This window comes from Microbispora sp. H11081 (genome assembly GCF_012999535.1).
GTDB lineage: Bacteria > Actinomycetota > Actinomycetes > Streptosporangiales > Streptosporangiaceae > Microbispora.
Map to the genome: position 1 here is coordinate 178,900 of NZ_JABBWV010000001.1, position 21,838 is coordinate 200,737.

17 protein-coding genes are annotated in these 21,838 nt (G+C 72.8%); 14 read left to right on the top strand and 3 right to left on the bottom strand.

Annotated features, from left to right (window positions below; genetic code table 11):
* Nucleotides 1-34: 34 nt before the first annotated feature.
* The 7 genes from HHX31_RS00745 to HHX31_RS00775 are packed head-to-tail and all read left to right on the top strand — an operon-like array spanning nucleotide 35 to nucleotide 12,202.
* On the top strand, nucleotides 35-1,048 hold the full coding sequence (locus tag HHX31_RS00745; protein WP_311931010.1) for a DUF1702 family protein: 1,014 nt from the start codon (nucleotides 35-37) through the stop codon (nucleotides 1,046-1,048).
* Nucleotides 1,045-3,012, top strand: coding sequence for a CRTAC1 family protein (locus HHX31_RS00750; RefSeq protein ID WP_169944070.1), 1,968 nt, complete (start codon nucleotides 1,045-1,047; stop codon nucleotides 3,010-3,012). The genes HHX31_RS00745 and HHX31_RS00750 overlap by 4 nt, the downstream gene beginning before the upstream one ends.
* 6 nt (nucleotides 3,013-3,018) lie before the next feature.
* Nucleotides 3,019-4,017 carry an enediyne biosynthesis protein gene (locus HHX31_RS00755; RefSeq protein ID WP_169944071.1) on the top strand — a complete coding sequence of 333 codons (999 nt, stop codon included), beginning with the start codon at nucleotides 3,019-3,021 and terminating at the stop codon, nucleotides 4,015-4,017.
* Entirely contained in the window at nucleotides 4,014-9,833 is a 5,820-nt protein-coding gene (locus HHX31_RS00760) for a type I polyketide synthase (RefSeq protein ID WP_169944073.1), read from the top strand. The genes HHX31_RS00755 and HHX31_RS00760 overlap by 4 nt, the downstream gene beginning before the upstream one ends.
* Nucleotides 9,830-10,258: a thioesterase family protein gene (locus HHX31_RS00765; RefSeq protein ID WP_169944075.1), complete on the top strand. Its 429-nt coding sequence runs from the start codon at nucleotides 9,830-9,832 to the stop codon at nucleotides 10,256-10,258. The genes HHX31_RS00760 and HHX31_RS00765 overlap by 4 nt, the downstream gene beginning before the upstream one ends.
* 52 nt (nucleotides 10,259-10,310) lie before the next feature.
* On the top strand, nucleotides 10,311-10,826 hold the full coding sequence (locus HHX31_RS00770) for a flavin reductase family protein (RefSeq protein WP_169944077.1): 516 nt from the start codon (nucleotides 10,311-10,313) through the stop codon (nucleotides 10,824-10,826).
* Nucleotides 10,823-12,202, top strand: a complete 1,380-nt coding sequence (locus tag HHX31_RS00775; protein WP_169944079.1) for a cytochrome P450 — start codon at nucleotides 10,823-10,825, stop codon at nucleotides 12,200-12,202. The genes HHX31_RS00770 and HHX31_RS00775 overlap by 4 nt, the downstream gene beginning before the upstream one ends.
* Before the next feature lie 109 nt (nucleotides 12,203-12,311).
* Here HHX31_RS00775 and HHX31_RS00780 read toward each other — a convergent pair whose 3' ends face one another.
* Both HHX31_RS00780 and HHX31_RS00785 read right to left on the bottom strand, forming a co-directional pair.
* Nucleotides 12,312-13,094, bottom strand: coding sequence for a helix-turn-helix domain-containing protein (locus tag HHX31_RS00780; protein ID WP_169944081.1), 783 nt, complete (start codon nucleotides 13,092-13,094; stop codon nucleotides 12,312-12,314).
* A gap of 295 nt (nucleotides 13,095-13,389) precedes the next feature.
* Nucleotides 13,390-14,235, bottom strand: a complete 846-nt coding sequence (locus HHX31_RS00785; RefSeq protein WP_169944083.1) for a metallophosphoesterase — start codon at nucleotides 14,233-14,235, stop codon at nucleotides 13,390-13,392.
* Between the two features lie 206 nt (nucleotides 14,236-14,441).
* On the opposite strand from HHX31_RS00785, the gene HHX31_RS00790 reads away from it, so the two are divergent.
* From HHX31_RS00790 to HHX31_RS00820, 7 genes are all read left to right on the top strand, one after another.
* Nucleotides 14,442-15,005, top strand: a complete 564-nt coding sequence (locus tag HHX31_RS00790) for a SigE family RNA polymerase sigma factor (RefSeq protein WP_169944085.1) — start codon at nucleotides 14,442-14,444, stop codon at nucleotides 15,003-15,005.
* 38 nt (nucleotides 15,006-15,043) lie between these two features.
* Nucleotides 15,044-15,613 (top strand): DUF5987 family protein, encoded by a 570-nt coding sequence (locus HHX31_RS00795; protein ID WP_169944087.1) that lies wholly within the window; start codon nucleotides 15,044-15,046, stop codon nucleotides 15,611-15,613.
* Nucleotides 15,610-17,271 carry an FAD-dependent oxidoreductase gene (locus HHX31_RS00800; RefSeq protein ID WP_169944089.1) on the top strand — a complete coding sequence of 554 codons (1,662 nt, stop codon included), beginning with the start codon at nucleotides 15,610-15,612 and terminating at the stop codon, nucleotides 17,269-17,271. Before HHX31_RS00795 ends, HHX31_RS00800 begins: the two co-directional genes overlap by 4 nt.
* 10 nt (nucleotides 17,272-17,281) lie before the next feature.
* On the top strand, nucleotides 17,282-18,382 hold the full coding sequence (locus HHX31_RS00805) for a carboxymuconolactone decarboxylase family protein (RefSeq protein WP_169944091.1): 1,101 nt from the start codon (nucleotides 17,282-17,284) through the stop codon (nucleotides 18,380-18,382).
* Nucleotides 18,379-19,182, top strand: coding sequence for a TIGR03084 family metal-binding protein (locus HHX31_RS00810; protein WP_169944093.1), 804 nt, complete (start codon nucleotides 18,379-18,381; stop codon nucleotides 19,180-19,182). The genes HHX31_RS00805 and HHX31_RS00810 overlap by 4 nt, the downstream gene beginning before the upstream one ends.
* A 25-nt stretch (nucleotides 19,183-19,207) precedes the next feature.
* Nucleotides 19,208-20,305: a hypothetical protein gene (locus tag HHX31_RS00815; RefSeq protein ID WP_169944095.1), complete on the top strand. Its 1,098-nt coding sequence runs from the start codon at nucleotides 19,208-19,210 to the stop codon at nucleotides 20,303-20,305.
* A 121-nt stretch (nucleotides 20,306-20,426) separates the two neighbouring features.
* Nucleotides 20,427-21,413: a LuxR C-terminal-related transcriptional regulator gene (locus HHX31_RS00820; RefSeq protein ID WP_169944096.1), complete on the top strand. Its 987-nt coding sequence runs from the start codon at nucleotides 20,427-20,429 to the stop codon at nucleotides 21,411-21,413.
* Between the two features lie 31 nt (nucleotides 21,414-21,444).
* Here the strand turns inward: HHX31_RS00820 and HHX31_RS00825 are convergent, their stop codons facing one another.
* Nucleotides 21,445-21,663 carry a hypothetical protein gene (locus HHX31_RS00825; protein WP_169944098.1) on the bottom strand — a complete coding sequence of 73 codons (219 nt, stop codon included), beginning with the start codon at nucleotides 21,661-21,663 and terminating at the stop codon, nucleotides 21,445-21,447.
* Nucleotides 21,664-21,838: the final 175 nt, after the last annotated feature.

A 21,838-nucleotide genomic window follows, 5' to 3' on the forward strand; every position in this document is an offset into this window, starting at 1 on the left:
CGGAATATGCGTGAATAACGCCAGAATCAGCAATGTGTGCGGGACTTTATGGAGGGCGGAGAGGAAATTGACGAGTTTTCTGCGTTCGCTGAGACGCCGAATCATGACACCGAACATCTCGGAGACGAAGCTCGCCACCCGGGGTTTCCACGTGAAGAGCCCGGAGGCCCGGGACCTGCTCGAGACGGTCGGTGAGACCTTCCTCAAGGGCTACGGCTACGCGATGGAGGCGTGCACGGTCGCGGAGGCGGAGGAGCGCCTTGAGCAGGTGCCGACCCGCTTCCGCGGCTTCGCCTACGAGGGCGCGGGAATGGCCTTCACCATCCTCGACGCGATGCCGTTCGGCGGTGGCCGGGTCGAGGAGTTCCTCGCCGGGCGCGGCGACCGGCACAACTACATGATCTACGTCGGCATCGGCTGGGGGATGGCCAGGCTGCCGAAGTTCCTGTGGCCGAAGGCCGAGTCGCTCGACCCGCTGCTGCGCTGGCTGGCCCTGGACGGCTACGGCTTCCACCAGGCCTACTTCCGCACCGACCAGTACGTGCACGGGCAGTACCGCGACGCGGCCTTCCCCTGGCCGGCCGACGCCACCCGGCCGTACGCCAACCACGCGATCGACCAGGGCATCGGCCGGGCGATCTGGTTCGTCGCCGGGACCGACGCTGAGCGGTGCGCGGACCTGATCGACCGCTTCGACCCGTCGCGGCGCGCCGACATGTACGCGGGCGCCGGGCTGGCCGCCACCTACGCGGGCGGCGCGGCCGAGGACGAACTGCTGACGCTGCGGGAGCGGGCCGGCGCGCACCGCCCGCAGCTCGCGCAGGGCGCCGCCTTCGCCGCCGAGGCGCGAGTGAGGGCCGGCCTGGTCGTGCCGCACACCCGCCTGGCGGCCGAGATCTTCTGCGGCCTGCCCGAGGACCGGGCGGCCCAGGTCACCCAGCTGGTCCGCCCGCCGCAGCCGCTGCGGGACGGCGACCCGCCCGCCTACGAGCTCTGGCGGCAGTGCATCGCCAACGAATTCGTCTCCCTTGGAGGTGTTACCCAGTGACCGCGACCCTTGGCTGGCTGCGCAGGCAGATGGCGGGAATCGTGGCGCTCGTGCTGATCGCGACCGCCTTCCTCATCGCCCGCCTGCCCTCGTACTCCGCCGCGCAGACGGCGGAGACGGCGAGCAAGTACGCCTTCACGCCGTTGTCCATCGCCCTGCCGAGCGGCTTCGACCAGAAGACGATCCGCAAGGTCAACAAGGACTACACGCACATCGACGCCTGGATCTCCTCGGTGGGCGCGGCGATCGCGATGAACGACCTCGACGGCGACGGGCTGTCCAACGACCTGTGCCTCGTCGACACCCGCATCGACCAGGTCGTGATCACGCCCACGCCGGGCGCCAAGGCGGAGCGGTACGCGCCGTTCGCGCTGAACCCGGCCCCGCTGCCGGTCAACGACCACATGGCGCCGATGGGCTGCGTCCCCGGCGACTTCAACGAGGACGGCCGGATCGACCTGCTCGTCTACATGTGGGGCCGCACGCCGATCCTCTACCTGGCCAAGACCGGCGCCACCGGGCTGTCGGCCGACACGTACCGGCCGGTCGAGCTGGTGCCCGGCGCGAACAGCACCGAGGGCAAGTACACCGGCCCGCAGTGGAACACCAACGTCGCGACGGTGGCGGACTTCGACGGCGACGGGCACGACGACATCTTCATCGGCAACTACTTCGCCGACGGGCCGGTGCTCGACCCCACCGTCTCCGGCGGCGTGCACATGAACCACTCGATGTCGAACGGCCACAACGGCGGTGAGAACTACTTCTTCCGCTTCGTCAAGGCCAAGAGCGGCGACAAGCCGGCGGCGACGTACCAGAAGCTCGACGAGGTGCTGCCCGAGGAGGTGTCGCGGGGCTGGGAGCTCGGCGCCGCCGCCAACGACCTCGACGGCGACCTGCTGCCCGAGCTGTACCTGGCCAACGACTTCGGCCCCGACCGGCTGCTGTACAACCGCTCCACGCCGGGACACTTCAAGTTCTCCCTGGTCGAGGGCACCCGCTCGGCGTTCATCCCCAAGTCGAAGACCGTGGGCCACGACTCCTTCAAGGGCATGGGCGTCGACTTCGGCGACCTGAACCACGACGGCGTCTACGACATGTTCGTCAGCAACATCACCACCTCCTGGGGCATCGAGGAGAGCAACTTCCAGTTCGTCGCCGACGTGAAGAACCAGGCCGAGCTGCGCGAGAAGTTCCGTGAGGGTGTGGCGCCGTACCGCGACGAGAGCGCGCCCGCGCAGACCGCGTGGTCCGGCTGGGGCTGGGACGTCAAGATCGCCGACTTCAACAACAGCGGCGAGCTCGCCATCGCGCAGGCCACCGGCTTCATCAAGGGACAGACCGACCGCTGGCCGCAGCTCCAGGAGCTGGCCACGGCCAACGACCAGCTCCTGCAGAACCCGACCTGGTGGCCGAACGCCCGCGCCGGTGACGACATCGCGGGCAACCAGAGCCTGCACTTCTTCGTCAAGGGTCCCGAGGGCCGCTACATCAACATCGCCCCGCAGATCGGCCTCGACGTGCCGGTGCCGACCCGCGGCATCGCGACCGGCGACGCCGACGGCGACGGCCGCCTCGACATGGCGGTCGCCCGCCAGTGGGACGCGCCGATCTTCTACCACAACCAGAGCCCCGAGCAGGGCTCCTTCCTCGGGCTGCGCCTGACCCGCGACGAGAAGCCCGCCGACGGGACCCTGCCCCCGGCCGGCTCGCCGGTGACCGGCGCGCAGATCTGCGTCATGACCCCCGACGGCCGGATGCTCATCAGCCGGGTCGACGGCAGCAGCGGCCACTCCGGCCGCCGCAGCACCGACGTGCACATCGGGCTCGGCCAGAACATCACGGGGCCCGTCAAGGCGCGCCTGCAGTGGCGCGACCGCACCGGACAGGTGCGCGAACAGGAACTGCAGCTCACCCCGGGCTGGCACTCGCTCAAGCTCGGCAGCCAGGCCAAGGAGAAGTGATCGGACATGGCTGAGAACACGCCCGTCGCGGCGCCGCGTCACGACCCCAAGGTGGTCATCGCGCTGCGTAACTTCGCGATCTCGATTTCGGTCTTCAACATCTTCGGCTACACGATCCTCGGCTTCGAGCAGCCCTGGCTGTGGCCCTTCATCGCCCTCGCCACCGGATACACCACGGAAATCGTGCTGGAGCGGATCGGCTCGCGGGCCGAGGGCCGCGGCCCCCGCTACCGCGGCAACGGCATGCGCGGCCTGGTGGAGTTCCTCTACCCGGCGCACATCACCAGCCTCGCCATGAACATGCTGACCTACGTCAACGACCAGGTCCTCGTGCTCGTCTTCGGGGTCGTGGTGGCCGTGGGCGCCAAGTGGGTGCTGCGGGCTCCGGTCAAGGGCCGCATGCGCCACTACATGAACCCGTCGAACTTCGGCATCGCCGTCATCCTGCTGGTCTTCCCCTGGGCCAGCATCGCCCCGCCGTACCACTTCACCGAGAACGTCGACACCTGGATCGACTGGCTGGTGCCGGGAATCATCATCATCGGCGGCACGATGCTGAACGGCAAGCTCACCGGCCGTATGCCGCTCATCCTCGGCTGGGTCGGCGCGTTCGCCCTGCAGGCGATCCTGCGCGGCGTCTTCTTCGGCACGTCGATACCCGCCGCGCTGGGCATGATGACGGGCGTCGCCTTCATCCTGTTCACCAACTACATGATCACCGACCCGGGCACGACGCCGTCTAAGCCCGGCCCGCAGATCGCCTTCGGCGCCGGCGTCGCCCTGCTGTACGGCCTGCTCACCGCCGTCCACATCTCGTACGCGCTGTTCTTCGCCACCGCCGGCGTCTGCGCGATCCGGGGTGGCTTCTTCTGGGCGCTGCACTTCGTGAACAAGGCCCGCCAGCAGGCGCAGACGCCGACGCCCACCATTCCACCCCAGACGCCGGCCCCGGTCATCGTCACCGGCCCCGTCTCGGTCAACGGCAAAGAGGCGGCGTCCGTATGAGCACCACCAGGATCGCCATCGTCGGCATGGCCTGCCGATATCCCGACGCCGCCTCTCCGCGGGAGCTGTGGGAGAACGCGCTGGCCGGCCGGCGCGCCTTCCGCAGGCTCCCGGACGAGCGGATGCGCCTGGAGGACTACTGGGACCCCGACCCGTCGGTGCCCGACCGGTTCTACGCCCGCACCGCCGCCGTCATCGAGGGCTACGAGTTCGACAGGGTCGGCTACCGGATCGCCGGCAGCACGTACCGCTCGACCGACCTGACGCACTGGCTCGCCCTCGACATGGCGGGCCGTGCGCTGGCCGACGCCGGCTTCCCCGAGGGGGAGGGCCTGCCGCGTGAGCGCACAGGAGTCGTCGTCGGCAACACGCTGACCGGCGAGTTCACCCGCGCCAACGTCCTGCGCCTGCGCTGGCCGTACGTCCGCCGCACGGTCGCGGCGACGCTGAAGGACCAGGGCTGGGACGACGAGCGGATGGCCGCCTTCCTCGCGGACCTGGAGGCCACCTACAAGAGCCCGTTCCCCGAGGTCGACGAGGACACCCTCGCGGGCGGCCTGTCGAACACCATCGCGGGGCGCATCTGCAACCACTTCGACCTCAACGGCGGCGGCTACACCGTGGACGGCGCCTGCTCCTCCTCGCTGCTGTCGGTGACGACGGCGTGCAAGGCGCTGCTCGACGGCGACCTGGACGTCGCCGTCGCCGGCGGGGTCGACCTGTCCATCGACCCCTTCGAGATCATCGGTTTCGCCAAGACCGGCGCGCTGGCCAAGGGCGAGATGCGCCTGTACGACAAGCACTCCAACGGCTTCTGGCCGGGCGAGGGCTGCGGGATGGTCGTGCTGATGCGCGAGGCCGACGCCGTCGAGGCCGGTCGCCGGATCTACGCCGTCGTCGCCGGATGGGGTGTCTCCTCCGACGGCAAGGGCGGCATGACCAGGCCCGAGGTGAGCGGTTACCGGCTCGCGCTGAGCCGGGCGTACGAACGGGCCGGGTTCGGCATCGAGACGGTCGGCCTGTTCGAGGGCCACGGCACCGGCACCGCGGTGGGCGACGCCACGGAGCTCACCGCGCTGTCGGAGGCCAGGGCCGACGCGTCCCCGGCGGCGGCGCCCGCCGCCGTCACCTCGATCAAGGGGATGATCGGGCACGCCAAGGCCGCGGCGGGGGTGGCAGGGCTGATCAAGGCCGCGATGGCGGTCCACGAGCAGGTCCTGCCGCCCGCGATCGGCTGCGTCGAGCCCCACCAGATCCTCGCGCGGGAGGACGCCCCGCTGCGCGCGCTGCGCAAGGCGGAGCCCTGGCCGGAGGACGTCCCGGTCAGGGCCGGCGTCACGGCCATGGGCTTCGGCGGCATCAACACCCACGTCGTGCTGGAGCAGAGCGGGCCGCGGCGGCGGGTGCTGCCCGCCCGCACCAGGAGCCTGGCCTCCTCGCTGCAGGACGCCGAACTGCTGCTGGCCGACGCCGCGTCGCCGCAGGCGCTGCGGGAGCGGGTCGCCACGCTGGCCGACTTCGTGACCAGGCTGTCGTACGCGCAGCTCGCCGACCTGGCGGTCACGCTGCAGCGCGAGCTGCGCGGGCTGCCGTACCGGGCGGCCGTGGTGGTCTCCTCGCCCGAGGACGCCGAGCGGCAGCTGCGGCGGGTGCTCACCGCCCTCGACGGCGGCGAGACCAGCCTGTTCGCGTCCGACGGCAGGGCCTTCCTCGGCCACGCCGACGGCCCCAGCAGGATCGGCTTCCTGTTCCCCGGCCAGGGCTCCGGCCGCGGCACCAGCGGCGGGGCGCTGCGCCGCCGCTTCGCCGAGGTCGAGGAGATCTACGCCAGGGCGGCGCTGCCGGCCTCCGGGGACATGGTGGCCACCGCGGTCGCCCAGCCGCGCATCGTCACCGGCTCGATGGCGGGACTGCGCGCGCTGTCCCTCCTCGGCCTGGAGGCGGACGTCGCGGTCGGCCACAGCCTCGGCGAGCTGTCGGCGCTGCAGTGGGCCGGCGCCATGGACGAGGACGCGCTGCTCGGCCTGGCCGCCGCCCGCGGCCGGGCCATGACAGAGCACAGCTCCTCGGGCACCATGGCGGGCATCCGGGCGACCCCGCAGACGGTCGCCGACCTCATCGCCGGGCTGCCGGTGGTGATCGCCGGATACAACGGCCCGAACCAGACCGTCGTCGCCGGTCCGGCCGACGCGGTGGAGGAGGCGGGGCGCAGGGCCTCGGACGCGGGCCTGAACTGGACCCCGCTCGCCGTGTCCCACGCCTTCCACTCGCCGCTGGTGGCTCCCGCGGCCGAGGCGTTCGGCGCGTACCTGGCCGGGCAGGAGTTCGACCGGGTCGGGCGGCGGATCGTCTCCACCGTGACCGGCGAGGAGCTGCCCGCGAACGCGGACCTGCGCGATCTGCTGAGGCGGCAGATCACCGAGCCGGTGCGCTTCACCCAGGCGGTCGAGCGGGCGGCCAAGGACGTCGCCCTGTTCGTCGAGGTGGGTCCCGGCCGGGTCCTCGCGGGTCTGGCCGCGGCGGCGACGGACGTGCCCGCGGTCGCGCTCGACACCGACGACGAGTCGCTGGCCGGGCTGCTGCGGGTGGCCGGCGCCGCCTACGTGACCGGCGTCCCCGTCCTCCTGGAGGACCTGTTCCACGGCCGGCTGGTCCGGCCCCTGGAGGTGGGCGCGGAGTTCCGCTTCTTCGCCAGCCCGGCGGAGGCCGCTCCCCGGGTCGCGATCCCGAAGGCGCGGTCGCGCGCGGCCGAGCAGGCCGCGCCGCCCGCGGGGACGGCGGCCTCCTCGGCCGCGGCGGACGCCGTGGCCGACGCCGGGTCGAGCATCGAGCTGCTGCGACGCCTCGCCGCCGAGCGGGCGGAGCTGCCGCTGGAGATGGTGAGCGAGGACAGCAGGCCGCTCGACGAGCTGCACCTCAGCTCGGTCACCGTCATGCACATCATCGACCAGGCCGTCCAGCGCCTCGGGGTGCCGGCGGCCCAGGCCCCGACCAACCTCGCCACCGCGAGCCTGCGCGAGCTGGCCGAGGCGCTCGACCGGCTCACCCGGGAGCCGCAGGGGCAGGCCGCCGCCCCGGCCGTGGCGGCCGGCGCCGCCGACTGGGCCAGGGCGTTCGCGGTCGACCTCGACGAGGTGCCGCTCCCGGCGCGGACCGGCCCCGGCGAAAGCGGCAGTTGGCGGCTGTACACCGCGGGGACCTCCGCGATCGCCGAGCCGCTGCGCCGGGCGCTCGACAAGGGGAACGTCGGCTCCGGGGTGCTGGTGTGCCTGCCCCCGGACTGCGCGGAGGAGCACCTGGAGCAGGCGCTGCTGGGCGCCAAGGCCGCGCTGGCCGGCCCGCCCGGCACCCGGTTCGTCCTGGTCCAGCATGGCCGGGGCGCGGCCGGGCTGGCCAAGACGCTGCACCTGGAGGCGCCGCACCTGACCACCACCGTCGTGCACACCCCCGCGGTGCCGCAGGCGGTCGACCGCGTGGTGGCCGAGGTGGCGGCGACCAACGGCTTCGCCGAGGTGTACTACGACGCCGACGGCGTGCGCCGGGTGCCGACGCTGCGCGCCCTTCCGGTACGGCCGGCCGCCCAGGCGCAGCCGCTCGGCCCGGAGGACGTCCTGCTGGTGACCGGCGGCGGCAAGGGCATCACCGCCGAGTGCGCCCTGGCCGTGGCCGAGGACACCGGCGCGAAGCTGGCCGTGCTCGGCCGCTCCGACCCCGCGGGCGACGCGGAGCTCTCCGCCACCCTGCGGCGGATGGCCGAGGCCGGGGTGACCGTGCGGTACGCCAGGGCGGACGTGACCGACCTCGGTCAGGTGCGCCGTGGGATCGCCGAGCTGGAGGCGGAGCTGGGGCAGGTCACGGCCGTCCTGCACGGCGCGGGCCGCAACGAGCCCGTGGGCCTCGCCGGTCTCGACGCCGACGCCTTCAGGCGGACGTTCGCCCCCAAGGTCGGCGGGCTGCGCAACGTGCTCGACGTGGTGGACGCCGGCAGGCTGCGCCTGCTGGTCACCTTCGGCAGCATCATCGGCCGGGCCGGCCTGCACGGCGAGGCGCACTACGCCACCGCCAACGAGTGGCTGGCCGACCTGACCGCCGAGGTCGCGGACAAGCACCCCGGCTGCCGCGCCATCTGCATGGAGTGGTCGGTCTGGTCGGACGTCGGCATGGGCGAGCGCCTGTCGGTGGTCGAGGGGCTGACCCGCAAGGGCATCGTCCCGATCACCCCCGCGCAGGGGGTGGAGATCATGCGGAGGCTGGTCGCCGACCCCGCCTCGCCCGTCGTCGCCGTGATCAGCGGGCGTACGGAGGGGATCGGCACGGTCCGCAGGGACGAGCCGCCGCTGCCCCTGCTGCGCTTCGTCGACCGGCCGCTGGTCCGCTACCACGGCGTGGAGCTCGTCACCGAGGTCGAGGTCAACTCGGGCACCGACCTCTACCTCGCCGACCACCTCCTCGACGGCAACCTCCTGTTCCCGGCCGTCTTCGGGATGGAGGCCATGGCCCAGGTCGCGTACGCGGCCACCGGGCGGGCGGAGACGCCGGCGATCGAGGACGCGCGGTTCCTGCGGCCGATCGTGGTGCCGCCGTCCGGCAGCACGACGCTGCGGATCGCCGCGACGGTCACCGGCGACGACATCGTCGAGGCGGCGATCCGAAGCTCGGACACCGGCTTCGAGGTGGACCACTTCCGCGCGACGCTGCGCTACACCGGCGAGCCCGTGGCGGACGGGCCGCCCGGCCAGGTCGCCGAGGGGCTGCCCCCGGTGACGCTGGACCCGGCGCGGGAGATGTACGGTGACGTGCTGTTCCAGGGCGGCCGGTTCCACCGGCTGCGCCGTTACCACCGAGCCGCAGCCCGGCACGTGGACGCGGACGTCGCGGCGGTGGCCGACGGCGACTGGTTCGCCCGCTACCTGCCGGACACCCTGCTCCTCGGCGACCCGGGCACGCGGGACGCGCTGATGCACGGCAACCAGGTCTGCGTGCCGGACGCCACGCTGCTTCCCGTGGGGATCGAGCGGGTGCGTCCGGGCGGCCCCGCCCTCGTGGAGGCCGGCGCGCTGCGGTACTGCGCGACGGAGCGGGAGCGCGACGGCGACACCTACGTCTACGACATCGCGGTCCGCACCAAGGACGGCGCCGTCGTGGAGCGGTGGGACGGCCTGACGCTGCAGGCGGTGCGCAAGAAGGACGGCGACGCCGGCCCCTGGGTGGCCCCCCTGCTCGGCTCCTACCTGGAGCGCACGCTGGAGGACCTGACCGGTGACCGGGTGGCCGTCGTGGTGGAGCCCGGCCTGCCGGGCGAGCAGGACGGCCCGGCCGAGCGGGACGCCCGCGCCGCCGTCGGGCTCGGCCGGGCGCTCGGCCGGCCCGTGGAGGTGCGGTTCGGTCCCGGCGGCGAGCCGGAGATCGACGGAGAGGCCGGTGTCGCGGTGTCGGCGGCGCACGGGGCCGGGGTGACGCTCTGCGTCGCCGGCGGCGGGCGGCTCGGCTGCGACGTCGCCGAGGTGGCGGCGTCCGGCGAGGGGCCCGAGCGGTGGCGGGAGGCCCTCGGGCCGAACGCCGCGCTCGCCGAGCGGGTCGCCGGCCTCGCGGGCGAGGCCCCCGCGGTCGCGGCCGCGCGGGTCCTGGCCGCGGCGCGGTCCCTTGGGCGGGCCGGCCTGCCGGAGGACACCCCGCTCGCGGCCGGGACCGTGTCCGGCCCGTGGGTGGTCGTCGACGCCGGGGACGCGCGGATCGCGACGCTCGTCACCACCCTGCGGGACGTCGCGGGGCCGGTAGTGATCGCGGTGCTCACCGAAGGGGGGTCGCGGCCGTGAGCGACTACTACGAATACCTCCACACCGTGGGGTTCGAGGAGACGAACATCGTCGGGAACGTCTACTACGTCAACTACCTGCGGTGGCAGGGACGCTGCCGGGAGATGTTCCTCAAGGAGCGGGCTCCGGAGGTGCTCGCCGACCTGCAGGACGACCTGAAGCTCTTCACGCTGAAGGTGGACTGCGAGTTCTACGCCGAGATCACCGCCTTCGACGAGCTGTCCATCCGGATGCGTCTGGTCGATCTCGCCCAGACGCAGGTGGAGTTCAGCTTCGACTACGTGCGGCTCAACCCGGGCGAGGGCGAGACGCTCGTGGCCCGCGGGAGGCAGCGCGTGGCCTGCATGCGCGGGCCGAACACCCGCACCGCGCCCGCCCGGGTCCCCGACGCGCTGGTCAGGGCGCTCGAACCCTACGCGTCCTAACCCCCAGGAGGTCAGCGTGACTGTCGACCAATCAACGGCATCATCCCTGCAGATGGACGGCCAGGTGAACGACGCCAAGGCGCTGCGGCGGGCGTTCGGCGCATTCGCCACCGGTGTGACCGTGGTGACGACGGGCGGGTCCGTCCCGCACGCCATGACCGCCAACTCCTTCGCCTCCGTCTCGCTCGACCCGCCGCTCGTGCTGGTCTGCATCGACCGGGCAGCCGTCATGCACCAGTGCCTCAGCATGACGAGCTACTTCGGGGTCTCGGTCCTCGCGGCCCACCAGGAGAGCGAGGCGAGGCACTTCGCCAACCGTTACCGCGCGCTGGGCGCCGCCCAGTTCGAGGAGGTCGAGTGGGTGCCCGGCGACCTCACGGGGGTCCCGCTCATCGCAGGGACGGTCGCCAGGTTCGAGTGCGAGCTGTGGCGTACCTACGACGGGGGCGACCACACGATCTTCCTGGGCAAGGTGCTGTCCATGGAGCAGCAGACCGACAGGGAGGGACTGCTGGTCTACCGCGGACGGTTCCAGGAGCTCACCGACCGGCCGGGGGTGGCGGCGTGAGCGTCACGAGCCGCCGCGCCCCCGCCCGGCCCGGGACCCGTACGGGCGGCGCCGCCCTGGCGCCGCCCGGGCCTCCGATCACGGCCACGCCGCGGCTGTTCCTCCAGCTCGTCCGTGACCGGATCGGGATGCTCACCTCGGCCACCAAGGCGTACGGCGACGCCGTACGCCTGACCATCGGGCCCAAGAGCATCTACCTGTTCAACCACCCGGACCACGCCAAGCACGTGCTGGCGGACAACAGCGCGGCGTACCACAAGGGCATCGGCCTCGCCGAGGCGAAGCGGGTCATCGGCGACGGGCTGCTCACCAGCGAGGGCGAGGTGTGGCGCGCCCAGCGCAGGACGGTCCAGCCGATGTTCCAGAACAAGCGGATCGCCCACCAGGACACCGTGATCGCCGGCGAGGCGGCGCGCCTGGTGGAGCGGCTGCGGGCGCGGGCGGGCGGGCCGCCGGTCGACCTGGCGGTGGAGATGACGAGGCTCGCCCTCGGAGTGCTCGGCCGCACCCTGCTCGACACCGACCTCGACCGGTTCCACTCCATCGGGCACGCCTTCGAGGACATGCAGGACCAGGCGATGTTCGAGATGGTGACGCTGAGCATGGTGCCGCTGTGGCTGCCGCTGCCGGGGCACCTGCGCTTCCGCCGCGCCCGCCGGGACCTCTACCAGGTGGCCGACCGCCTGGTGGCGTCCCATCGGGACGGCGGGGACGACGTCGTCACCCGGCTGCTGGCCGCGCCCCCCGGCGCCGACCGCCGGTCCAGGCGGCAGCGGATGCGCGAGGACCTGGTCACCCTGCTGCTGGCCGGGCACGAGACGACGGCGAGCACGCTGTCGTGGGCCTTCCACCTGCTCGACCGGCATCCGGAGGTGCGCGAACGGCTGCGCGCCGAGGCCGTGGAGGTCCTGGGCGACCGGCAGCCGGTGTACGACGACCTGCACAGGCTCAGGTACACCGCCATGGTGATCGAGGAGGTGATGCGTCTGTACCCGCCCGTGTGGGCGCTGACCCGGGTGGCCCAGCGGGACGACGAGGTCGGCGGCTACCACGTGCCGGCCGGGGCGGACGTCATGATCAGCCCGTACACGCTGCACCGGCACCCGGCGTACTGGACCGACCCCGAGCGGTTCGATCCCGAGCGGTTCGACCCGGACCGCGCGCACGGCCGGCCGCGGTACGCCTACATCCCGTTCGGCGCGGGGCCGCGGTTCTGCGTCGGCAACCACCTCGGCATGATGGAGGCGACGTTCGTCCTCGCGATGGTCTGCAGGGAGCTGCGGCTGGCCCATGTGCCCGGCCGTCCCGTGGAACCCGAGGCGATGCTGTCGCTGCGGGTCCGCGGCGGCCTGCCGATGACCGTCCATCGCGTGTAGGCGACCCGGTGCGGGCAGCCGGGGAAAAGCGAGCGGCCGGGCGGTGACGCCCGGCCGCCTTCGTCTCCGGCGAGCCGCTTGGGAACCGCGGGGGCGCGGGACCGGCCGGTCAGGAGGCCTGCCTGGAGGCGCCGGCCGGTGACAGCAGGTCACGCAGGGCCAGCAGGACCGGCGGGTCGATCGGGCGCATCGGCCGGAGCCGGACGTCGGCGAGCTGCGGTTCCGCACCCGCCTGCACGGTGATCGGCCCGAGGCACGCGATGCACTGTGCCTCGTCCTCGCCGCCGGGGATGCCGCCGGGGATGCCGAAGGCGTCCTCGTGGCCCTCGGCCGCGGACTGCGCGATCAGGTGCCACCGCCCCGGCGGCACGTTCTCCAGCACGTACGGCCCCGGCCGGTCGAGCAGGGTGAAAGAGACCGGCCGCCCGCCGAGGATCCGCTCGGGGAACAGCCCGGCGAAGACCGGCCGGTCCGGCAGGGGAGAGGAGATCTCCCCGACGATCGTCGCGGTGGCGCCGGCCGCCGCGCCGCCGCGCCCGGCCGCGAGAAGTTGGGCCGGCACGCTCCCGAGCACGCGGTACCTGCTCGGGGACAGGCCCACACTGCTGGTGAACCGCGAGCTGAAGGTGCCGACGCTCGAATAGCCGACCTGGTGGCTGATGTTCGTCACGCTCATCGCCGTCGAGGCGAGCAGCCTCTTGGCCTCGCGGAGCCGTACGGCCGACAGGAAGCGTCCTGGCGACAGTCCGGTGACCCGCTGGAAGACCCTTGAGAAGTGGAACTTGCTGAACATGGCCACCCTGGCCATGTCGTCGATGGTGATGGGTTCGCCGAGGTTCTCGTGCATGTTCTCGATCACTCTCAGCGCGGCTCGCTCGATTACGTCGTCCATTACTCCTCCCGGGGTTCGGAGGCGTCTGGTGAGCGATCCTCAATCGGATCGGGGTGGCCCGCGCGGCGAATTGTGCCGCCCGTGCCTTTCCTGGAATGCTCGTCGTCCGGAATCCACGGCGGCGCCGTGCGATTTCCGACCGCCTCGTTCCGGTCTCTGTTCTTTTACATGCGGCCGGAGCGGCCGGGCGCTGCATGGAAACATGGATTAATTTGATAATTGTTTTCCGGTGGTCGTCTGGTCGCTTTCCGTGGTCGCCGCGCCGCGTTCGGCACGGTGGTGGCGGCGCCCGCGCCTACGCCGCGGCGGGGAGGATCTGCCGCATCGCCGTGGGTCCGGGGCGGTGGCGCCGCTCGCGCGGGTAGCCGAGCGACACCTCCTCGAACCGCACGCCGTCGTGCCATGTGGTCCGCGGCACGTGCAGGTGGCCGTACACCACGGCGGACGCCTGGTAGCGCAGGTGCCAGTCGGCGGTGTGCTCGGTGCCGCACCACTGGGCGAACACCTGGTGGCGCAGCACGCGGGTGGGTTCGCGCAGCAGCGGGAAGTGGTTGACCAGCACGGTCGGCAGCCCGGGGTCGCGCGTGTCGAGTCGCGCCTCGGTCTCCATCAGCCGCGCCCTGCACCAGGCCTCCCGGCTGGGGTACGGGTGGGGGTCGAGCAGGATCTCGTCGGTGCAGACGATGCCCAGCCGGTACGCCTGGGCGAGCGACTCCTCCTTGGTGAGGCGGGGGTCGCGGAAGCTGTAGTCGTAGAGCAGGAACAGGGGGACGACGGTCGCCGGGCCGCCCGGCCCGGTCCACACGGGGTAGGGGTCCTCGGGTGTGAGCACCCCGATCCGGCGGCAGACCTGGACGAGCCTGCGGTAGCGCTCCTCGCCGCGGAGGGGCTCCGGGTCGCCGGGCGTGGTCCACAATTCGTGGTTGCCCGGCGTCCACACCACCGCCGCGAAACGATTTCGCAGAGTGGTCAGCGCCCATTCGATGTCGGAAACCTGTTCGCCGACGTCGCCGGCGACAATAAGCCAGTCACCGGGCGCGCCGGGACGCAGCGACTCCACGAAAGCCCTGTTTTCCGGGTGGGCGACATGGAGGTCGCTTATCGCGAGTAATCTTCCATTTCTCGTCCGCCGACCGGTCACGACGAAATACTAAGGGGGCGCGCGGGGCAGGGGAATCGCTCACGGCGGTTATGGGACCCCAGATTTCCGGATAGGGGACAGGGGATCCGGATAGGGGTTGTGACACCAACTTGGGCGACCAATTCTGACTCCGTTGGCCCATGCCGCGTCCGTCCTGACACCGGACGCGGGCAGGGACGCGGCCCCTCTTTGGGAGTGTGGGACGGATGGCCGAGGCTCGTGACGGCGGGTTCTCGCGCTATGCGAGACAGGCCTGGCCGGCGCTGCGGCGCACGGCTTTCCTTCTCTCGGGGGACTGGCACGAGGCCGAGGACCTCGTCCAGCGGACCCTGATCGCCCTCCACCGCCACTGGGACAGGCTGGAGCGGCACGACAGGATCTCCGGGTACGCCCGGGTGATCATGATCAGGCTGGTCTACAGCGACCGCAGGTCGCACCGGTGGTCGCGGGAGGTCCCGCACGAGTTGCCGCCGGAGCCCGAGCCCCTGGCAGATCCCTACACGCTCGTGGTCGACCGCATCCTGCTGATGAACGCGCTCGCCGGTCTCGGCCCCAGGCAGCGGGCCGCCGTCGTGCTGCGCTACTGGGAGGACCGGAGCGTCGAGGAGACGGCGTCGGCGATGGGCAGCGAGGGCTCCACGGTCCGCAGCCAGACGGTCCGCGCGCTGGCCACCCTGCGTACGGCCCTGACGGCCGCGCCGGACGGCACGGCGGGAGAGGCGCGGCGCAACGCGGAAGATGCGGCCCGCGCGGCGGTCACCGGACGATGAGGGTGACCTGAGTCGAACTGAGACACGAGGGAACGCCCATGCCGCCGCGAGCCCCAGCAGACGACAATCCCAGGACGACGACACTGGAAGCCTTCGCGGACACGATCGTCCCCGGTGAGAAGAGGTACCCGGACGACGTGGCCGTGGCCGGCGCGGCCGAGGGGGGCGGCGCGGTGCAGGCCGGCGCCATAGAACTGCTCGAATGGAACGCGACCGGCGTCACCGAGGGCCTGGACGACTACGCCCGCATGCTCAGCGACCACGCTCGCGACTACGCGGCGGAGCACGGGCTCACTCTGGACGAGTCCCTGCCGCCGTTCGTCGCGCTCTCCTTCGAGCACAGGACCGCCCTGGTGCGCCGGCTGACCGCGCCCGACCACCCGGAGAAGCCGTTCTGGGTCCTGCTCACGCTGTTCAGCAACATGGCCTACGACTCCGCGGCGCACATGAGCACGGCCGAGGCGATCGCCGCCGGGCATCCCGGGCTGCTCGCGATGGGCGTCGCCCGGCCCGACGAGGACGGCCTGTGGCGGTTCCCCGCCCACTCCTACGGCAGGCCGCTGGCCCGCCTGCACCCGGACACGACGCCTTCAGGGAGCCCCGCATGACCAGCACTGAACGCACCGACGTCCTCGTGGTCGGCAGCGGCTTCGGCGGCGCCATCGCGGCCTACCACCTGGCCGCGGGCGGCGCGCGCGTCGTCGTGCTCGAACGGGGGCCGTGGCTGGGCACGCAGGACTTCGAGCACGACTTCAAGCTCGGCTCGTCCTACACACGGGCCTTCGACTTCGTCGTCGGCGACGGCATGAGCGTGCTCGGCGGCAACTGCGTGGGCGGCGGAAGCGTCGTGTACTTCGCCGCCATGCCCCGCGCGCCGCGCTTCATCTTCGAGCGGCACGGCACCATCGGCCGCAGGATGTGGCCGGCCTCCGTCACCCGCGACACCCTCGACCCCTGGTACGACCGGGTCGCGGAGTCCATCCCCGTCACCACCCAGGACTGGAACGACGTCACGTACGCGGGCGGGCTGTGGGCCGCCGCCTGCGACCACTCCGGCCGCACCGCCAACCCGGTGCCCGTCGCGATCGACAACACCAAGTGCGTCAACTGCAACTGGATGATGGCCGGGTGCCGCTTCGACGCGAAGCGCTCGCTGCTGACCAACTACCTGCCCGCGGCGCTCGCCCACGGCGCGCAGATCCGCCCGCTGCACGAGGTGCAGCAGATCGCGCGCAACGACGACGGCTCCTACCGCGTGCACTACGACCTCATCGACGAGGAGGACTACCGGATCCGCTACGACGGCGGGGCGATCGACGCCAAGATCGTCGTGCTGGCGGCGGGCGCCGGCGCCACCCCCGTCATCCTGCAGCGCAGCGAGGCGACGCTCGGCGCCATGCCGCACGCCGTGGGCCGCTACTTCTCCGGCAACGGCGAACGGCTCAACACCGCCGTGCTCAACGAGGACCGGGTGCGCGAGGTGCTCGGCCTGTCGCGGGGCGACGGCCTCGCGTACGCGGCCAACCAGATCGGCAAGGGCCCGACCGTGGCGAACTGGGACCGGCTCGACGGCTCGCTGCCGGAGTTCACCCGCTACTCGCTCGAACAGCTCTACTTCCCGCCCGGCCTCGGCACCATCCTCGCCCAGGTCGCCGACGCCGCCCCCGGCGAGTCGACCTGGTTCGGCGTGAAGAAGAAGGAGATGCTGCGGCGCTGGCAGTCCTGGCTGATCATCTTCCAGATGATCGAGGACGCCAACGAGGGCGTCTTCGGCCCGCCGCCGGCCAAGGGCAACGCCGACCGCGTGTCCCAGCAGATGCTCGGCATCGGGCGCCTCAAGTACGACCCCGTGGAGTCCACGCTGCGCGCCTGGGCGATGGCCGACGCGGAGGTGAAGGAGATCCTGGAGCGCGACGGCCTGGCCACCGTCACCGCCTGGACCAACGACGTGATCGGCGCGTACACCGTGCACCCGCTGGCGTCCTGCCGCATCGGCGACGACCCCGCGACCTCCGCCCTCGACGACAGGAACGAACTGCGCGGGCACCCGGGCATCTTCGTCACCGACGGCTCCGCCGTGCCGGGCGCGCTCACCGTGAACCCCGCCATGACCATCGCGGCGCTCGCCGAGCGCGCGATCCCCGGCATCGTACGGGCCGCCCAGGAGCGGGGGGTGGACGTCACCTACGGCGCGCCGGCCCCCGACGGCGGGATCAGCGCCCGCCGGGGGGTCGCCGACCTGCTGCCCAGCCTGACGAGAAGGTAGGGGGCCACCGATGGGGGCCGTCCTCGCCCGCGTGATGCTGCCGGCGACGCTGCGGCAGATACGCCACGTCACGCCGGTGCGCCCCGGCGCCGCGCCGGACCTCGTGCGCCGGGTGTACGGGCAGGTCGAGCGGGACTTCGGCATGCTCGCGCCGCCCGTCATCCTGCACTCGCCCGCGCCGCAGGTGCTGGCCGCGTGCTGGCTGACGCTGCGTGAGTCGCTGCTCGCGCGGGGCGCGGTCACCCGGGAGGTCAAGGAGGCCGTCGCGGCGGGCGTCTCGCGCGGCAACTCCTGCCCGTACTGCGTGGACGTGCACCAGGCCACGATGGACGCGCTCGTCAGACGCGGCGGCGCGCCCGGCGACGGGCTGACCGCGCGGGTCGAGGAGTGGGCGCGTACGGCCGGGCGGGGCGGGCAGGCCGGGTCGCAGGCCGTTCCCGCGCCGTCCGGGCAGGCGGCGGAACTGCTCGCGGTGGCCGTGACGTTCCACTACCTGAACCGGATGGTCAACGTCTTCCTCGGCGAGTCCCCGCTGCCCCCCGCGGTGCCCGCGCGGGCGCGCAAGGGATCCATGCGGCTGTTCGGGCTGGTCATGGCGCCCGCGGCGAGCAAGGCGGGGACCCCGGGCGACTCGCTGGACCTGCTGCCCGACGCGCCGCTGCCGCCCGACCTGTCGTGGGCGGGGGACGTCCCGCACGTCGCCCTGGCCTTCGCCAGGGCGGCCGCGGCCGTGGAGGAGGCCGGACGCCGCTCGGTGCCGGAACCCGTGCGCGACCTGGTCACCGGCACGCTCGCCGGCTGGGACGGCGAGCCTCCGGGCCCGAGCCGCGCCTGGGTCGCCGACGCCGTGTCCGGCCTGCCGGACCGGCACCGCCCGGCGGGACGCCTGGCGCTGCTCACCGCCCTCGCTTCATACCAGGTGGACGACGGGGTCGTGAACGACTTCAGGCGCGAGGAGCCCGGTGACCGCGCGCTCGTCGAACTGACCGCGTGGGCCGCCATGTCCGCCGCGCGCCGCGCCGGCGCCCTGGCCCACGCGACCGGCCCGTACGCGGGCGACCGTGACACCGCTACGACTCCTACGACCTCAAGTGAGAGGACTGCGCGATGACCCAGCTGGAGACCGTGCTCAGGGACCTCACCGCGGAGGGCGAACAGCTCGACCGCGTCGTGGCCGGCCTCGACGCCGACCAGTGGAACCTGCCCACCCCCGCGCCCGGATGGACGATCCGGGACCAGATCGCCCACCTCACCTTCGTCTTCCGGCTGGCCGCGACGGCGGCGAGCGACCCCGCGGCGTTCGAGGCGATGACCGCCCCGGCCAAGGGGAACTTCGACGCGGCCGTGAACGCCGCGCTCAAGATGTTCGAGAACGACACGCCGGCGGAACTGCTCGCCAAGTGGCGTGCGGTGCGCGCGGAGGTGGTCGAGGCGCTCGCCGCCGTGCCCGAGGGCACGACCGTGCCCTGGCTGGTCAACCCGCTGCCGCCGGTCGTGCTCGCGTGCGCCGGGATCATGGAGCAGTTCGCCCACGGGCAGGACATCGCCGACACGCTGGGAGTGGAGTTCGAGCGCACCGACCGGCTCGGCCACCTCGTCGTGTTCGCCGTGCTCACCCGCGACTTCGGCTACCTGTCGCGGGGCCTCACGCCGCCGGCCGAGGAGTTCCGCTTCGAGATCACCGCGCCCTCCGGCCAGGTCTGGGCGTACGGCCCGGAGGACGCCGAGCAGCGGGTCTCCGGCCCCGCCGCCGACTTCTGCCTCCTGGTGACCCGGCGCAGGCACCGCGACGACCTCGCGGTCACGGCCGTCGGCGCCGAGGCCGACCGCTGGCTGGACATCGCCCAGGCCTACCGCGGCCCGGCCGGTGAGGGTCGCAGGCCGGGCCAGTTCGCTCCCGCGCGCGTGTAGCGGGAGGCGGAGTAAGGAGGAACCGATGAGGCCCACACCCGCGGGCTTCCGGACGGCGGGGGAGACGCCGGGGACGGCGGGAGAGGTGGCGGGCTGCCTGGACGGCACGGTCCACCTCGCGTACGCGCGGGCGTCGGCGGCCGATCCCCCCGTGGTCGCCGCCGGTTTCTCCCCCGAGACGGCACTGTCCAGGGCACGGGCCCGCGCCCGTGCCCTGGGCCTGCTGCGCGAGGCGCGCGGACCGCACGCGGCGCCCGGCGGGAACGCCAGGACGCTGCGGCTGTCCGATTTCGCGCCGCGCTCTGCTGCCGAACCGCGCTCTGCTGCCGAACCGCGCCCCGATTCCGGGCCGCACGCGGCCGGGGCCGCCGTCCCGCAGGTCGCCGGCAGGGGGCTGCTGACCGGCGCCGCCTACCGGCTGCCCGGCGAGGTCGTGTGGCTGCGGGATCACGGCGGCCCGGTCGGGCCGACCGCGATCGGGGTGGTGGACGACCACGCCCCGGCCGGCGTCGCCGACGTGCTCGCCCACGACGCGGTCGTCCGCTGGCGGGCCGCATCTCGCCGCCCGCCGCTGCGGATCACGCCGTACCTCGGCGGCCTGCTCCCGCCCGGGGTCGCGGAGGCGGCCGCCGGGCTCGGCCTGTCGGTCTCGGCGTACGCGCTGCCGGCCGGCGAGTTCAGGGCCGTGCTGGTCCGCGTGGGCGGCGCGGCCACGACCACGGCCGCCGCCTGCGGGCACGCGCTCGGCGCGGCGGTCCGCGAGGCGTTCCTGCGCGCGCTCGCGGGCGGGGTGCGGCCGGGGCGCGACGCCGGCGACCCGGGCGCGCCGGGCGGCCTCGCCGTGTGGCGCCACGAGGACGGCGACCTGAAGGACAGCGACCTGAAGGACGGCGACCCATTGGACCTGGAGCGGGTGGCCGTCGACGCCCATCCGGGGATCGTCGACGAGGCCGCCGGGCCCGTCCCTTCCGGCTGGGCGGGCGTCGCCCACCGCCGGTTCGGGCACGAGCCGATCCTCGTCCAGGCGGGAGAGGCCCGCGAGGCCGTCAAGGTGGTCTGCCCGGGCGCCGCCTGCTATCGGAGAGAGCGGCAGGGAATCGGGGTGCCGTGTCCCGTTCTGTAGTCCCCGCACCGTCGCACACACCGTCGCACACACCGTCGCACACACCGTCGCGGGCCCTGTCGGGTGCCCCGTCGGACGCGCCGTCGCGCGGATCGCGCCACCAGGACGCGGGAGGTGAGCCGTGGACGTCTCCGTGATCGGCATCTCGCCCGAGGCGGCCGAGATCTACCGGTATTTCCTCCGGTGCAAGGGCGAGGGAGTCGGATCGGTGCCGGAGGCCCTGGGGCTCTCTCCGGACACCGTCGAGGCCGCCGTCGAGACGCTCAACCGGCTGTCCCTGATCGACATCTCCGACCGGCACAGGGTCGTGGCGACGGAGCCGCGGATCGGCATCGAGCGGCTGGTGGAAAAGCGGCTCAACGAGCTCAATGCGGAGATCCGCCGGGTCCTCGCGGCGCGCGATGCCATCGCCGTCTTCATGGAGGACAAGAACGAGGGCGACCGCGCGGCGACGGTCCTCGACATCGAACGGGTGGAGGGCGTGGAGCGGGTCCGCCAGCGCATCGACGACCTCGCCTTCTTCTCCTACAAGGAGACGCTCTGCCTGCACCCGGGCGGCCCGTTCAGCCGGGCGATGATCGAGTCGGCGCTGCCGCTTGACACCCGCTCGCTGCGCCGGGGCCTGGCGATCAAGGGCGTCTACCACCCGGCCGCGCTCGACGACCCGTTCATGGTGTCCTACCTGCGCGAGCTGGTCAGCCTCGGCGCCGAAGTACGCGTCACGGACCAGCCGATGGACCGCATGCTCATCTACGACAGGAGCGCCGCCGTCGTGCCCATCGACCCCAAGGAGAGCGCGAAGGGCGCCTTGCTGGTCAGGGAACCTGGGCTGGTCTCGCAGCTCGTCATCTACTTCGACGGGGTGTGGAAGTCGGCCACCGACTTCCGCGACATCATCGAGCCCACGACCGTGGAGCCGGTGCTGTCGGAGATGGAACAACGGGTGCTCGCGGTGATGGCCACGGCGGACAAGGACGAGATCGCGGCCAGGGAGCTGGACGTCTCTGTGCGGACCTACCGGCGCTACGTGGCCGATCTGATGGCCAGGCTCGGCGCCGTCAACCGTTTCCAGGCGGCCCTGCGGGCCAAGGAGGAGAAGTGGATCTGAGCGCGGTGCCGCCCACGTGGGGGCGCCGCGCTCACCCCCAGGTGTTGCCGTACTGCACCGGGCTGCCCCAGGTGTTGCCGTCGGCGAGCACGGTGATCCGCGGCGTGCCGTCCACGACGCCGGAGTCCTGCGCCGTGCCCACCGCGCCCGCCGTCAGCCCGCACACGAGCGCGCCGGAGGTCAGGGCGACGGCCCACTTGAGGGTGCTCCACGAGGCGGTGGCGGTGGCGGTGGCGACCAGGGTCTTCATCTCGGTACCTCTCTCAGTGCCGGAGCAGTTCGTTCTCGCACTACCTACTGTGCGTCGGCGCGGGGCCGGGAACCAGGCGTACGGCGTGCAGCAAGCTGCACCGGCGTTACCGCTTCCTGCCATCGCCGCGCCGCATGGCAAAGCAGGAGGTGACAGGGCAGGCGCGGGAGATTTT